Source organism: Rhodococcus sp. IEGM 1354 (genome assembly GCF_030056855.1).
Lineage (GTDB): Bacteria > Actinomycetota > Actinomycetes > Mycobacteriales > Mycobacteriaceae > Rhodococcoides.
On record NZ_JASHKT010000003.1, the window covers coordinates 165,179 to 178,842 of the forward strand.

Genomic DNA, 13,664 nt, shown 5'->3' on the forward strand with positions numbered 1-13,664 from the left:
CCTCATGACAACGAACTACCTCGCCCGAGCAGCAGGCCACCGGCCCGGCTCGAACGCAACGGCCACGCTCGAGGTGGTCATCCCGGTGTACAACGAAGAGGCAGATCTCGAGCAGTGCATTCGTCGACTGCACGAGCATCTCTGGGAAAGGATCCCGTTCCGGTCGCGGATCACCATCGCCGACAACGCAAGTACCGACGGCACCCTCGCGGTGGCGCATCGGCTCGCCGCCGAGATCGACGGAGTTCGGGTTCATCACCTCGACGAGAAGGGACGTGGGCGGGCGCTCAAAGCGGTGTGGCTCGCGTCCGACGCCGACGTCGTTGCCTACATGGATGTCGATCTGTCCACCGACCTCAACGCCCTCATGCCGCTCGTCGCCCCACTGCTCTCGGGTCACTCGGACCTCGCCATCGGCTCTCGGCTGAATCGGTCGTCCCGGGTCGTTCGGGGGGTGAAGCGCGAATTCATCTCGCGCAGTTACAATCTCATCCTGCGCACCTCGCTGCGTGCCCGCTTCTCCGACGCCCAGTGCGGCTTCAAGGCCATGCGCACCGACGTCGCTCGGAAACTGCTCCCACTCGTCGAAGACACCGGATGGTTCTTCGACACCGAGCTGCTCGTCATCGCAGAGAAGGTCGGCCTACGGATTCACGAGGTGCCGGTCGACTGGGTCGACGACCCCGACAGCAGCGTCCATATCTTCGATACTGCCGTCAAAGATCTGCAGGGATGCTGGCGCGTCGGTCGTGCCCTCGCGACCGGGGTGCTCCCCGTCGCCGAATTACGTCGAAGCCTGGGACGTGAGCCGCTCGTGGCCGGGGTACCGCACGGAATGATCGGGCAATTGGTGCGATTCGGGATCATCGGTGTCGCCAGCACCGTGGCCTACGCACTGCTGTACCTGGTGCTGCATCCCGTGATCGGGGCACAGGCCGCGAACTTCGCGGGACTGCTGATCACCGCGGTACTGAACACGGCAGCCAACCGTGCCTTCACGTTCGGCGTCCGAGGGCCCGCCGGCGCGGGCAAACACCAGCTGCAAGGTTTGGCCATCTTCGGTTTCGCGCTGCTGGTGACCAGCGGCTCGCTCGCGACACTGCACGCCTGGTCCCCGGACGTGTCGCGGCACGTCGAACTCGCCGTTCTCGTCGTCGCCAACCTCGTGGCCACCGTGTGCCGATTCGTCGCACTGCGTTGGGTCTTCCGCAGTTCGGAGTCCACCCGTTCGGAGTCGGCCGGTTCGGAGTCCGATCCTTTGGGGGAGAACCGATGACCACGACGATCGAAAGGCCGTCCGCGGCCACACCGACCGAGCCGGCGACCTCCCGGCGTTGGGAACTCCTCGGGTTGACCGCTCTGCTGATCGGCACCGGCGTGGCATACATCTGGGGACTCGGTGCCTCGGGTTGGGCCAACTCCTTCTATTCCGCTGCGATACAGGCAGGTTCGGTGTCGTGGAAGGCATTCTTCTTCGGATCCTCCGATGCCGCCAACTCGATCACCGTCGACAAGCCGCCGATGTCGCTGTGGTTGATGTCGTTGTCGGTGCGGGTGTTCGGGCTCAACACCTGGGCGATGCTGGTGCCACAGGCGCTGCTCGGAGTCGCCTCCGTTGCTCTGCTTCGAGCCGTCGTCGTGCGCCGATTCGGTGCGGCCGCCGGGTTGCTCGCAGGACTGGTGCTGGCGCTGACACCCGTTGCCGCATTGATGTTTCGGTTCAACAATCCCGACGCGTTGCTGGTGCTGCTGATGATCGCTGCCGTCTGGGCCATGCTGCGAGGCGTCGAATCGGGAAAGACCAAGTGGCTGTTGATCACCGGCATGTTGGTCGGATTCGGCTTTCTCACCAAACAGCTTCAGGTGATGCTCGTCGTCCCGCCGCTGGCCTTGACGTACCTGATCGCCGGGCCGCCCAAACTCGGCACTCGAGTGCTGCAACTGTTCGCCGCACTCGGAGCCATGATCGTCTCGGCCGGTTGGTGGTTGCTGATCGTCGAGTTCTGGCCGGCATCCTCGCGGCCGTGGGTCGGTGGCTCGCAGAACAATTCGATTCTGGAACTGACTCTCGGCTACAACGGGTTGGGCCGACTCAGCGGCAACGAGACAGGAAGCGTCACCCCGGGCGGCGGCGGTGGTGGTGGCGGGTCGATGTGGGGCGAGACCGGCATCCTCCGCATGTTCGACGCCTCCCAGGGCGGCCAGATCGCCTGGCTCATTCCCGCCGCATTGTTGCTGCTGGTAACGGGACTGGTGTTGCGAGGCAAAGCCCCTCGCACCGATGCGCAGCGCGCGTCGTTGATCGTGTGGGGCGCATGGCTGCTCGTCACCGGTCTGACGTTCAGCTTCATGGCCGGAATCTTTCACTCGTATTACACGGTGGCACTCTCGCCTGCCGTCGCGGCGCTGGTCGGTATCGGCAGTGTGATGCTCTGGCACCAGCGACAGCAATTGTGGGTGCGGATCGCGATGGCGCTCGCGATGGGGTCGACCGTCGCACTGGCGTGGGTGCTGCTCGGTCGCAGTGCGAGCTTCGTGCCGTGGCTGAAGTGGGCGATCCTGGTCGTCGGAGTGGTGGCGGTGGTGGCACTGCTGATTCCGGCGCTCACTCGCGGCAAGCTCGCCGCGGTCGCGATTCTCACGGTGATGTTCGCCGGACTGGCCGGGCCGACGGCGTACGCGGTGGACACGATCGGCACCCCGCACACAGGATCGATCGTGTCCGCCGGGCCGAACACCGGCATGCGCGGATTCGGCGGCATGGGTGAGGGCCGACGCGGACAACGTGGAATGCAGCTCCCTCCCGGTGCACAGATGCCGGCCGGAATGCAGCCGCCGGCGGGCCTCCCGGGTCAGGCCGGCCAGCTGCCAGGCGGTGCCGAGATGGGAGGTATGGGTGGCGGTATGGGTGGTCTGCTCGAGGGCAGTACCCCGACCGCTGCGGTCACCGCGATGCTCGAACACGACGCCGGTTCGTACACCTGGGTCGCGGCGGCCATCGGTGCCAACACCGCGGCGGGCTATCAACTCGCCACCGAGGATCCCGTCATGCCCGTCGGCGGTTTCAACGGAACCGACCCGTCGCCGACCCTCGCCGAGTTTCAGCAGTACGTCGCCGACGGCCGAATCCACTACTTCATCGGAGGCGGCGGTATGGGTGGCAGGGAGTCGGGTTCCTCGGCCGAAATCTCGGCATGGGTGACCGAGAATTTCACCGCGACCACCGTCGACAACGTCACGCTGTACGACCTGACACAGTAATCTCGCCATCCCCGACGGGCCCCGCATCACGACAGGTGCGGGGCCCGACGGCGTCGAGCAGATAGTCTGATGCACTGTGCGCGTACTCGTCATAGGTTCCGGTGCTCGTGAGCACGCCCTTCTACTTGCGTTGAAGGCCGACCCGTCGGTCGACAAACTGTTCGTGGCTCCCGGCAATGCGGGCACGGCCACGCTCGCCGAACAGCACGCCGTCGACGTGGCATCCGGTGAGGCGGTGACAGCACTGGCCACGAAGCTCGAGGTGGATCTCGTTGTCATCGGGCCCGAGGTGCCCCTGGTTCTCGGAGTGGCCGATTCTCTGCGCGAGGCCGGCATCGCCACATTCGGCCCGTCGGCCGACGCCGCACGCATCGAAGGATCCAAGGCTTTCGCCAAAGACGTCATGGCAGCGGCAGGCGTGCGGACCGCACACAGCGAGATAGTCGACTCGCCCGCACTGCTCGATGCCGCCCTCGACCGATTCGGCCCCAACTGGGTCGTCAAGGACGACGGACTCGCAGCAGGCAAAGGCGTCGTCGTCACCACCGACCGCCTCGTCGCCCGCGACCACGCCGCCGAACTCCTCGAAAACGGTCACCCGGTACTGCTCGAGTCGTTCCTGGACGGCCCCGAGGTGTCCCTGTTCTGCCTCGTCGACGGCGAGACCGTGGTGCCGCTGCTGCCCGCGCAGGACCACAAACGCGTCGGCGACGGAGATACCGGCCCCAACACCGGGGGCATGGGCGCGTACACCCCACTCCCGTGGTTGCCCGAGGGCGCGGTCGACGAGATCGTCCGTGACGTGGTGAAACCCGTTGCGGCCGAAATGGTGAAGCGTGGCGTGCCGTTCTCGGGTCTGCTGTACGCCGGTCTCGCGATGGGTGCCGACGGGCCGGCCGTCGTCGAATTCAACTGTCGCTTCGGCGATCCCGAGACCCAAGCCGTACTCGCGCTGCTCGACTCACCCATCGGCGAGGTGTTGAACGCGACGGCCACCGGCACGCTGGCATCACTGGCACCCTTGAGCTGGAAGGACGGCGCGGCCGTCACCGTCGTCATCGCCGCCGAGAACTACCCCGGTCGACCGCGTACCGGTGACGAGATTCTCGGCTCCGAGGGCGAAGGCGTCCTGCATGCCGGCACCGCTGTGAAGGACGGCGCGGTCGTCTCCGCGGGCGGACGCGTGCTGAGCGTGGTCGGCACCGGATTCGATCTCACCGCCGCCCGCGACGATGCCTACTCCCGCATCGCCGGAATCCGATTGCCGGGCAGTCACTTTCGTACCGACATCGGCCTGGCTGCCGTGGAGGGTCGTATCTCGCTGTAGGTCGATGCACGCGAAGCAGGTGTGCTGAGTGCCGTCGTGCACAGGATCCCGAGCGTCGGGGCTGAGAATGGACGCTGAGCCCAGTTGCTGGGGCTAGGTGTGCTGAGTGTCCACTATTTGCCATAGCACACGGGATTCCGATCGTCGGGGCTGAAAGTGGACGCTGAGCCCAGTTGTCCACAGGCATTCGCGTTGTCCACATTTCCCGGATCGGGCTCCCGCAAACAGTTCTCGAGCGCAAAGCTCGTCGACCATGGGGGTATTCACGAGGCAGCAACTACTGGACAGTGGCGTCAGCTCAGGGGCAATCGACTATCGGGCCAGGGTCGGCACACTGACCCGGCTGTTGCCGGGCGTCTACTGCACAGGAGAGCCGTCGTTCCGCGACCGATGCGTCGCCGCGACGCTATGGCAACCGGATGCAGTGCTCAGCCACCTGACTGCGGCGTGGTGGTGGAACCTGATCGATGACGAACCCGAACAGGTGCACATCACCGTGCCCCGCAGCACGCGAGCGCGGTGCCCTTCGTGGCTGCGCGCGTATCGTCGCACCATTCGAGAGACGAGTTTCGTCGACGCCCTCCCTGTCGTGACGATCGAGCAGTGCATCGTCGACGTATCGGCGTCACTCGGTGGGGCAGCCCTGGAACCGTTCGTCGACGCAGCGCTCAGCGGGTCCGTCAGCAAACGTGGGCTGGCGGCGCAATGCGCGAAGTCGGCCGGAATGGCAGGGGTCACCGAAGCGAAGAAGCAGCTGCGACAGTGCTGCCCACGCACGCTCTCCGAACCGGAACGACTGGTGGCCCGCGCACTCACCGCGGCAGGCTACTTTCTCGAGATCAACGCGGCGGTGGGGCAGTACTTCGCCGATCTGTTGGACCGTCGAGCCCGGGTGATCATCGAAATCGACGGCCGTGAATTCCACACCGCGCCGGGGGTGTTCACCAACGACCGAGTGCGCCAGAACGCACTGCAACTCGATGGGTGGCTCGTGCTGCGATACTCGGCCGCGCTGGTGATGACCGACCTAGACGCCGTGGTGCGCCAGATCATCGAGACCGTGCGACGTCGCCGGAAGGCACTGAGCTGAGTGTCCACCATGTGTGGTCGGAGGCGGGATCCCGTGCCCGCCGTGGAATTGTGGGCACTGAGCTCGCCTGTTCGGCCCGCACAATCCCGTGCCTGCCGCGAAAATGTGGACACCCGAGTCAGTAGTGTCGAGCGAATGCACAGTGAATCGCAGCGATCGAAGGTCGAGCCGTTCCACGTGATGGATGTGTTCGCCGCAGCGGCCGAGCGGGCGCGCACTCACGGTGATGTGCTCTCACTGGCCGCAGGTCAGCCGTCGACCAGGGCTCCCCAGCCGGTGTTGCGCGCCACCCGAGACGCTCTGGATGCGCATCTGCTCGGGTACACCGAGACACTGGGCATTCTGCCGCTGCGCCGAGCGATCGCCGAGTATCACAGCACGCGGTACGGCATCACCGTCGAGGCCGACGACGTGGTGATCACCACGGGTTCTTCGGGAGCATTCACGTTGCTGTTTCTCGCCGCGTTCGACGCGGGGGATACCGTCGTCATGGCCAGGCCCGGCTATCCGGCATATCGAAACACGCTGGCGGCGTTGGGCTGTCGCGTCGTCGAACTGGATTGTGTGGAGGAGACACGGTTCCAGCCCGCCGTCGCGATGCTCGACGAACTACCCGAGCCGCCTGCCGGTCTGATCATCGCCAGCCCGGCCAATCCCACCGGCACGATCATCGACCCCGACGAACTGGCCGCTATCGCGCGCTGGTGCGACGAGCACGGAACCCTGTTGATCTCCGACGAGATCTACCACGGCATCTCCTACGGCGACGCGCGCACGTCCAGCGCGTGGGAGACGTCGAAGGAATCCGTCGCGATCGGATCGGTGTCCAAATACTTCTCGATGACGGGGTGGCGCATGGGCTGGATGCTGCTTCCGGCTCGATTGCGCAGGGCCGTCGAACGTTTGGCGTCGAACATGACGGTGTGCCCGCCGGCGATTTCGCAGGTGGCGGCCATCGCCGCGTTCACCGAAGAGTCGCGCCAAGAGTTGGATTCGCATGTCGAGCGGTACGCCGTCAACCGCAGGATCCTGCTCGACGGTTTGCCCGCGTTGGGTATCACCGATCTGGCTCCCGCCGATGGTGCCTTCTACGTCTACGCCGACATCGCGCATCTCACCGACGACTCGCGTGGTTGGTGCGCCCGAGTGCTGGCCGAGACCGGTGTCGCGTTGGCACCCGGGGTCGACTTCGACACCGTCCGCGGGCACCACACGGTGCGATTCTCGTTCGCGGGCACCACCGCGGACGTCGAAGAAGCATTGGAGCGACTACGTCGCATGTGAATCAAAACTCGTAGCAGGCTACGAGGCAGGAGTGGAGCCTGCGGAACGACAGGAAAGCGCTGCGCTCACATGCGGCGCAGCCGCTCCAACACCTCGTCGATGTCGGCGGCGGACACGTCGCGATGCGTCACGAAGCGCACCTTGCCGGTGACGGTGACCGCGGCGATACCCAGCTCCGCCAATTCGGTCACCGTCCGAGCGGGATCGGCAACGGCGGCGAGCACGATGTTCGTCTGTGGTTCCGCGACCTCCCAGCCTCGTTCACGAAGTCCCCGTGCCAGCGTCGACGCATTGGTGTGATCCTCGACGAGATCGCCGATTCGATCCAAGGCGACGAGCCCGGCCGCAGCCAGAACTCCGCCCTGACGCACGCCGCCGCCCAACATCTTTCGCACGCGCCGGGCCTCGTGGATTCGAGCGGCGTCGGAGACCAACATCGAGCCGACGGGTGCACCGAGCCCCTTGCTCAGGCACACCTGCACCGTGTCTGCTCCGGCGGTCAGCGACGCGATCGGAACATCGAGTGCCACAGCGGCATTCCACAACCGGGCCCCGTCGAGGTGAATTCTCAACCCCGAGTCATGTCCGGCAGCAACGAGTTCGGACCATTCGTCCGGTCCGAACACGGCACCGCCGGCAAAGTTGTGGGTGTTCTCGAGCGACAGCAGCGTGGTCCGCAGCGAGAAGTACGGCCCTGCGCCGCCGGCCTTGGCGCGCACCGTCGACGCGAGGGGTCGTCCGGGGCCACCGTCGTGGGGAAGTGCCTCGGGCATCCCGCCCGCCAGCCACGCGGCGGTGCCGAGCTCGGAGCCCAGAACGTGGGCGTGTTCGGGGGCCAGGAAGCGGTCTCCGCGCTGCAGATGCAGCATCAGCGCGATGATGTTGCCCATCGACCCCGATGGCACCCACAGCGCCGACTCGAAGCCGAGCAGATCCGCCACTCTCTCTTCGAGCGCCGCCATCGTCGGATCGTGGTCGAGGACGTCGTCGCCCACTTCGGCGTCGGCCATGGCTTGTCGCATGATCGAATCGGGTCGGGTGATGGTGTCGGAGCGAAGGTCGATAGGTCGATGAGCCACGAACACTGACAATTCCATAGCGCGAAAGCAGTCCGACGAACGGTTGCGAGCTGGCACGATGACTGGAATGTCCGCAGGTCCGACCGAGTCGCAGCACAAGGTGTCGGGTGCGACTCCGAAGGGAGTGCGCCGCCGCCACGCTCTGGCGTCGGCGGCTGCAGACTTGCTGGTCGAGGGTGGATTCGACGCGGTTCGGCACCGGTCGGTTGCTGCTCGCGCCGGCCTGCCGTTGGCGTCGACCACCTACTATTTCGAGTCGCTCGGCGACTTGGTGGCCGCCGCGGTCGATGTCGTCGGGACCCGCGAGATCGACGTCATGCGCGGACGTATCGACGACGAGGGCAAGTGCTCGCAGAAGATGGAGTCGACGGTCGATCTCATCGTCGACCTGCTGATCGGGCCGCAGGGTGGCCATGAGCAACTGGTCGCGAGATACGAGCGGTTCATCGCGTCGGCTCGGCATCCCGAACTGCGTGAGGTGCAGCTGCGGCTACGCGCCCAGATCGACGACCTGCTGACCGATGTGCTGCGGCGATCGGGGCGCACGGTGCAGGAAGAGCAGCTACGACGGCTCGTGGCAGTCGTCGACGGCGCGGTGGTGGGCGCGCTCAGCGAAGTGGATCCCGATCCCCGTGAAATGGCGCGCAGCATGCTGTTGGCCGTCATCGACATCGTGGCACCGGCGGAACAGGTGTCGGCCGATTGACTCAGGCCCCCTCAGGTCGGAATCAATCAGGCCGGCGCGTTCAGCCCTAGGTCGTTCTCGCCCGAGTCTGTGTCTCGGATCGGCGGCACCTCGCACACGCCGTCCTCGCAGACGGGGCCGTGGTCGTCGCCGACCATTTCCAAAGGGCCGCTCATGCGCCGGCCGCGGCCTTCTGCAGGACGTCGGCGAACACCGACGGTTCCTGTGCGCCCGACACACCGAGCCGTCCGTCGATCACGAAGAACGGCACACCGCTGATCCCGTAGGCAATGGCCTGCTCCTTGTCCGCGCGCACGGCGGGCAGGAACTCCTCGGACTTCAGCGCCTCGACCACCTCGTCACGATCGAGACCGATCTCCGCGGCCAGGTCGGCGAGGTCGTCGACGCGTCCGACGTGGCGGCCCTCCTCGAAGTAGGCCGCCAGCAGCCGTTCCTTCATCTCGACCTGCTTGCCCTTCGACTTGGCGAAGTGCAGGAGCTCGTGTGCCTTGACGGTGTTGGTGTGCTGCAAGGCGTCGAAGTCGTACGCGAGCCCCTCGCCTGCGGCCAGCTCGGTCATCTGTCCCAACATCTGCGTGACCTGGGCGGCCGGCATACCTTTGTGGGAGACGAGAAAGTCGACCTCGCTGCCGTCGAAGTCGACCGGTGTGTCCGGTGCCAGCTCGAACGAGTGGAACTCCACCTCGAGCGTCCCGCCATCGGCGATGAACTCCGCAGCGCCTGCCTCGAAACGGCGCTTACCGACGAAGCACCACGGGCACGCGATATCGGACCAGATGTCGACCTTCACTGTTCGGCTCACGGCGGCTGCAACATCGGAATGCGGTGCGGTTATTCCACGCTGCGGCGAGGCTCGGTCCGACGGCCGAATTCGAGTCCGACCTCATCCGAGACCGACAACTGCGCCACGTAAGCTGGATGCTCGTGAGCATCCCGAATGTCCTGGCCACCCGTTACGCAAGCCCCGAACTGGTGGAGCTGTGGTCTCCGGAATACAAGATCACGCTCGAGCGGCAACTGTGGATTGCCGTGCTGCGCGCACAGTCCTCGCTCGGAGTCGACGTGCCCAATGCCGCGATCGCCGATTACGAGGCTGTCGCCGATCAGGTCGACCTGGCCTCCATCGCCGAGCGGGAGCGCGTCACCAGGCACGACGTGAAGGCTCGCATCGAGGAGTTCAATGCCCTCGCCGGTCACGAGCACATCCACAAGGGACTCACGAGCCGCGACCTGACCGAGAACGTCGAGCAGCTGCAGATCCTGCGGTCTCTCGAGCACGTCCACACCCACGGTGTCGCCGTGGCGAAGCGGCTCGCCGAACGCGCCGCCGAATACTCCTCCCTCGTCATGGCCGGCCGTAGCCACAACGTCGCCGCCCAGGCCACCACGCTGGGCAAGCGCTTCGCGTCGGCCGCCGACGAGCTGCTGCTCGCGCTGTCCCGGCTGCAGGAACTGATCGCGCGTTACCCACTGCGCGGCATCAAGGGCCCGATGGGCACCTCGCAGGACATGCTCGACCTCTTCGGCGGTGACTCCGCGAAGCTCGTCGCACTCGAACGCATCGTCGCCGATCATCTCGGCTTTCGGCACACGCTCACCAGCGTCGGCCAGGTGTATCCCCGCTCGCTCGATCACGAGGTCGTGTCCGCGCTGGTCCAGGTGGGTGCCGGGCCGTCGTCGTTCGCACACACCGTCCGTCTGATGGCGGGCCACGAGCTGGTCACCGAGGGCTTTCAGCCCGGCCAGGTCGGTTCGTCGGCGATGCCGCACAAGATGAATACCCGCTCGTGCGAACGCGTCAACGGCCTGCAGGTGGTGCTTCGCGGCTACGGATCGATGGCCGCCGAGCTCGCCGGAGCGCAGTGGAACGAGGGCGACGTCTTCTGTTCCGTCGTGCGTCGCGTCGCGCTGCCCGACGCGTTCTTCGCCATCGACGGTCTCATCGAGACCTTCCTGACCGTGCTCGACGAGTTCGGCGCGTACCCCGCCGTCATCGCCAAGGAACTGGATCGCTACCTGCCGTTCCTCGCGACGACGAAGGTGCTCATGGCCGCCGTACGTGCAGGCGTCGGCCGCGAGACCGCGCACGAGGCGATCAAGGAACACGCCGTCGCCGTCGCGTTGGCCATGCGTGAGCAGGGACTCGAGCCCGACCTGCTGGATCGGCTGGCTGCCGACGACCGCCTGCCGCTCGACCGCGCTGCCCTCGATGCGGCGCTGGCCGACAAGACGGCCTTCGTCGGCGCTGCAGACGCTCAGGTCAGCGCGGTCGTCTCGGCCGTGGAGCGGTTGATCGCGAAGTTCCCGGCCGGTGCTGCCTACAGCCCGTCGCCGATTCTCTGAGTTCTCTGTTGTGAGTGGAAACTCGTAGTGGGCTACGAGTTTCCACTCACATCAGGACGTCAGGCAGGTCTGCGACGGAATCGATCACGTGATCGGGTTCCATCGCGAATTCGTCGGTGATGCGTCGATCGAGCACGTCCTGACGGAACTTCCCGGTACGAACCAGGACACCGGTCATGCCGACGACCTGAGCGGCGAGGACGTCGTTGTCGAGGTCGTCGCCGACCATGACGACGTCGTCCGGGTCGACGCCCATCCGCTCGGAGGCCGTGCGGAAGCCCAGGGGAGCGGGCTTGCCGATCGCTTTCGCGGCGTGCCCGGACGCTTGCTCCATCCCGGCGAGGTACATGCCGGTGTCGATGCGCAACCCGCCACCGGTACTCCACATCAACGATCGATGCATCGCGACGACGGGAATGCCGCGACACAGCCAGTCGTACACGCGACTGAGGCGCTCGTGCGTGAATTCGGGGCCGGCACCGCCGACGACCACGACATCCGGATCCTCGGACGACTCGTCGACGAATTCGATGCCCGGCATGTCGGCCGCGATCTCACCGTTGTTGATCATGACCACTCGGGCGTCCGGGTAGTTCTCACGTAGATGATCCGCGGTGAGCGACGCGGCGGTGACGATCTCGTCGGAATGGACGTCGAGTCCGACGTCGCGCAGCGCCGCCGCTATCTGCTCGCGCGTCTTCGAGGTCGTGTTGGTCAGGAACGCGCGTGCAATGTCGTTGTTGTCCAGGTACTTCAGCGTCGCAGCTGCTCCGGGTACCGCCTGCCACGACGTCACAAGAACGCCGTCGATGTCGAAAAGAACCCCGCCGATACCCATCGGCAAACAGTAGTCGGGTCGAGTGAGTCGTGCAGTTCCAGCGGTATCGGTGTCGTTCTCGCAGTCCGAACTCACGCCTAGGCTCGATGCCGTGAACCCCTACACGATTTTCTCCGAGATCATTGCCGGGACCGCCGAGGCGTCGCGCGTCCACGAGGACGACACCGCGATCGCGTTCATGGATATCAGGCCTCTCACCACCGGGCATGTGCTCGTGGTGCCCAAGCAGCAGTATCGGACGCTGGCCGAGTTGCCGCCCGAGGTCGGTGCGCATCTGTTCGTCGTCGGGCAGAAGGTGGCAGCCGCTGTGCGAGCGAGCAATCCGCGCGTCGCCGGTGTGAACCTGTTCCTCGCCGACGGCACGGTGGCAGGTCAGGAAATCTTCCACGTCCATCTCCACGTCATCCCGCGCATGATCGGCGACGGATTCGGCCTGCGGGCTCGGCCGTCGTCGCCGCACCGATCCGAACTCGACCGACTGGCGGCGGAGATCGCGGCTGCCCTGTAGTGATGACGAACGAACATAGAACGGGACCACCGGCAGCGATCACCGATGGTCCCGTGGGTGTGCTCGATACGACTACTCGGCAGTGACCTTCTGCGCCTTGGACAGTGCATCGGCGTAGACGTTGATGGTGTTGGTGTAGCGGCTGTAGCTCTTGTTGGCGCCGTAGTCCCACAGCACCATCTGCTGCTTCTCGACGGCGGAGATGGTGTCGAAGCCGGGGTAACGGCTCGGGATGTCGGCAAGCTTCACATCGGATGCATTGGCGACGTCGTGGTACACGAACGCGACATCGGCATCGACACTCGAGACGTTCTCCCAGGACACCTTCTTCCAGTAACCGTCGTCGGTGCCGTCGGGTGTGTACATCTTCAAGCCCCAGCTCTCGTAGTCGCTGAAGTCCGGATCCGCGGACGGGTCGAGTACGTAGGCGACATCGAGGGGCCAGACTCCGACTCCGGTGAGGTCCTGGCGTTCGGAGGCAACTTTCTTGAAGTTGGTGACAGCAGCGTCGTAGTCGGACTTGATGTCTGCCAGTTGTGGGGTGTCGAGGTCGACGCCGAGCGACGACGCCAGTCCGGCGTAGTTCTCGATGGTCTTCGCGGTCGACGTCGTGTCCAAGGTGACCCCCAGGGTGGGAGCGATCCGATCGATCGTGTCGGCCTTGGACGAATCGGCCGTCGTGGTCAACTTGCCGAACTGGCCGAATCTCGGGTTGAACTCACCGATGACGAGATCCGGGTCCAGGCTGGCGGCTTTCTCGAAATCGAAGGTGCCCCAGGTCTCGCCGACCGATTCGATGCCCGTCAGATCGGAGCAACTCAGAATCGGGCTGGTGCCCATCGGCGTCGTCGACCAGATGGCGATCGGCTTGATTCCGTACGACATCAGCGCAGCGGCGGATTCCTCGTCGGCGATGATTCTGGTCGGTTGTGAATCGAGGGAAACGGTACGTCCGCGGCCGTCGGTGTACGTGAACGGTCCGGACGCTCGGTCGACCGAATCGACGCGGTCGTTCGCACTGCACGCGGCGGGGTTCGCGTTCAGGTCGACGGTCTGGGTGCCGGCGTCGTCGCTGCCGGTGGTGCCACTGCTGCACGCGGCAGCAGCGAGGAGCACGAGAACCGCGATGCCTCCGGTGAGGGTGCGGGGTGCGGAGCCGAATCTGCTCGAAGTATGGGCTCGGGAGTCGATCATGTGTCTGCTTTCGTATTCGATCGTGGATGGTGGG

General features: G+C 65.6%; 12 protein-coding genes. 8 read left to right on the plus strand and 4 right to left on the minus strand.

Annotation, left to right across the window (positions count from 1 at the left end; translation table 11 throughout):
• Window positions 1–4: 4 nt before the first annotated feature.
• The 5 genes from QM588_RS08015 (at window position 5) to QM588_RS08035 (ending at window position 6,962) form a co-directional block, all read left to right on the plus strand.
• Window positions 5–1,276, plus strand: a complete 1,272-nt coding sequence (locus tag QM588_RS08015; protein WP_283312516.1) for a bifunctional glycosyltransferase family 2/GtrA family protein — start codon at window positions 5–7, stop codon at window positions 1,274–1,276.
• Entirely contained in the window at window positions 1,273–3,261 is a 1,989-nt protein-coding gene (locus tag QM588_RS08020; protein WP_283312518.1) for a glycosyltransferase family 39 protein, read from the plus strand. Before QM588_RS08015 ends, QM588_RS08020 begins: the two co-directional genes overlap by 4 nt.
• A 76-nt stretch (window positions 3,262–3,337) precedes the next feature.
• Window positions 3,338–4,588 (plus strand): phosphoribosylamine--glycine ligase, encoded by a 1,251-nt coding sequence (gene purD / locus QM588_RS08025; RefSeq protein ID WP_283312519.1) that lies wholly within the window; start codon window positions 3,338–3,340, stop codon window positions 4,586–4,588.
• Window positions 4,589–4,841: 253 nt separating this feature from the next.
• Window positions 4,842–5,678: a DUF559 domain-containing protein gene (locus QM588_RS08030; RefSeq protein WP_283312520.1), complete on the plus strand. Its 837-nt coding sequence runs from the start codon at window positions 4,842–4,844 to the stop codon at window positions 5,676–5,678.
• Window positions 5,679–5,813: 135 nt separating this feature from the next.
• Window positions 5,814–6,962 carry a pyridoxal phosphate-dependent aminotransferase gene (locus QM588_RS08035; RefSeq protein WP_283312521.1) on the plus strand — a complete coding sequence of 383 codons (1,149 nt, stop codon included), beginning with the start codon at window positions 5,814–5,816 and terminating at the stop codon, window positions 6,960–6,962.
• 65 nt (window positions 6,963–7,027) lie between these two features.
• On the opposite strand, the gene QM588_RS08040 is transcribed toward QM588_RS08035, so the two are convergent.
• Window positions 7,028–8,041, minus strand: a complete 1,014-nt coding sequence (locus QM588_RS08040; RefSeq protein ID WP_283312522.1) for a threonine aldolase family protein — start codon at window positions 8,039–8,041, stop codon at window positions 7,028–7,030.
• 58 nt (window positions 8,042–8,099) lie between these two features.
• Here QM588_RS08040 and QM588_RS08045 point away from each other — a divergent pair, with 58 nt between their 5' ends.
• A complete protein-coding gene (locus QM588_RS08045) occupies window positions 8,100–8,747 on the plus strand; it encodes a TetR/AcrR family transcriptional regulator (protein ID WP_032367536.1) in 648 nt (215 codons plus the stop codon).
• 151 nt (window positions 8,748–8,898) lie between these two features.
• On the opposite strand, the gene QM588_RS08050 is transcribed toward QM588_RS08045, so the two are convergent.
• Window positions 8,899–9,549, minus strand: coding sequence for a DsbA family oxidoreductase (locus tag QM588_RS08050; RefSeq protein WP_283312523.1), 651 nt, complete (start codon window positions 9,547–9,549; stop codon window positions 8,899–8,901).
• A 116-nt stretch (window positions 9,550–9,665) separates the two neighbouring features.
• Here QM588_RS08050 and purB point away from each other — a divergent pair, with 116 nt between their 5' ends.
• On the plus strand, window positions 9,666–11,090 hold the full coding sequence (gene purB / locus QM588_RS08055; protein ID WP_032367933.1) for an adenylosuccinate lyase: 1,425 nt from the start codon (window positions 9,666–9,668) through the stop codon (window positions 11,088–11,090).
• A 46-nt stretch (window positions 11,091–11,136) separates the two neighbouring features.
• Here the strand turns inward: purB and QM588_RS08060 are convergent, their stop codons facing one another.
• Complete coding sequence (locus QM588_RS08060; protein ID WP_283312524.1) at window positions 11,137–11,928, minus strand: HAD-IIA family hydrolase; 792 nt, start codon at window positions 11,926–11,928, stop codon at window positions 11,137–11,139.
• 91 nt (window positions 11,929–12,019) lie between these two features.
• Between QM588_RS08060 and QM588_RS08065 the strand changes: the two genes are divergently transcribed.
• Window positions 12,020–12,436, plus strand: a complete 417-nt coding sequence (locus QM588_RS08065; RefSeq protein WP_045842065.1) for an HIT family protein — start codon at window positions 12,020–12,022, stop codon at window positions 12,434–12,436.
• Between the two features lie 72 nt (window positions 12,437–12,508).
• Here QM588_RS08065 and QM588_RS08070 read toward each other — a convergent pair whose 3' ends face one another.
• Window positions 12,509–13,630: an ABC transporter substrate-binding protein gene (locus QM588_RS08070; RefSeq protein ID WP_283312525.1), complete on the minus strand. Its 1,122-nt coding sequence runs from the start codon at window positions 13,628–13,630 to the stop codon at window positions 12,509–12,511.
• Between the last annotated feature and the right edge of the window lie 34 nt (window positions 13,631–13,664).

Excerpts from the sequence above, each read along its gene's own strand:
- QM588_RS08015 (WP_283312516.1), top strand. The coding sequence starts at position 5 with ATGACAACGAACTACCTCGCCCGAGCAGCAGGCCACCGGCCCGGCTCG.
- QM588_RS08020 (WP_283312518.1), top strand. The coding sequence starts at position 1,273 with ATGACCACGACGATCGAAAGGCCGTCCGCGGCCACACCGACCGAGCCG.
- QM588_RS08030 (WP_283312520.1), top strand. The coding sequence starts at position 4,842 with ATGGGGGTATTCACGAGGCAGCAACTACTGGACAGTGGCGTCAGCTCA.
- QM588_RS08035 (WP_283312521.1), top strand. The coding sequence starts at position 5,814 with ATGCACAGTGAATCGCAGCGATCGAAGGTCGAGCCGTTCCACGTGATG.
- QM588_RS08045 (WP_032367536.1), top strand. The coding sequence starts at position 8,100 with ATGACTGGAATGTCCGCAGGTCCGACCGAGTCGCAGCACAAGGTGTCG.
- purB (WP_032367933.1), top strand. The coding sequence starts at position 9,666 with ATGCTCGTGAGCATCCCGAATGTCCTGGCCACCCGTTACGCAAGCCCC.
- QM588_RS08060 (WP_283312524.1), bottom strand. The coding sequence starts at position 11,928 with ATGGGTATCGGCGGGGTTCTTTTCGACATCGACGGCGTTCTTGTGACG.
- QM588_RS08070 (WP_283312525.1), bottom strand. The coding sequence starts at position 13,630 with ATGATCGACTCCCGAGCCCATACTTCGAGCAGATTCGGCTCCGCACCC.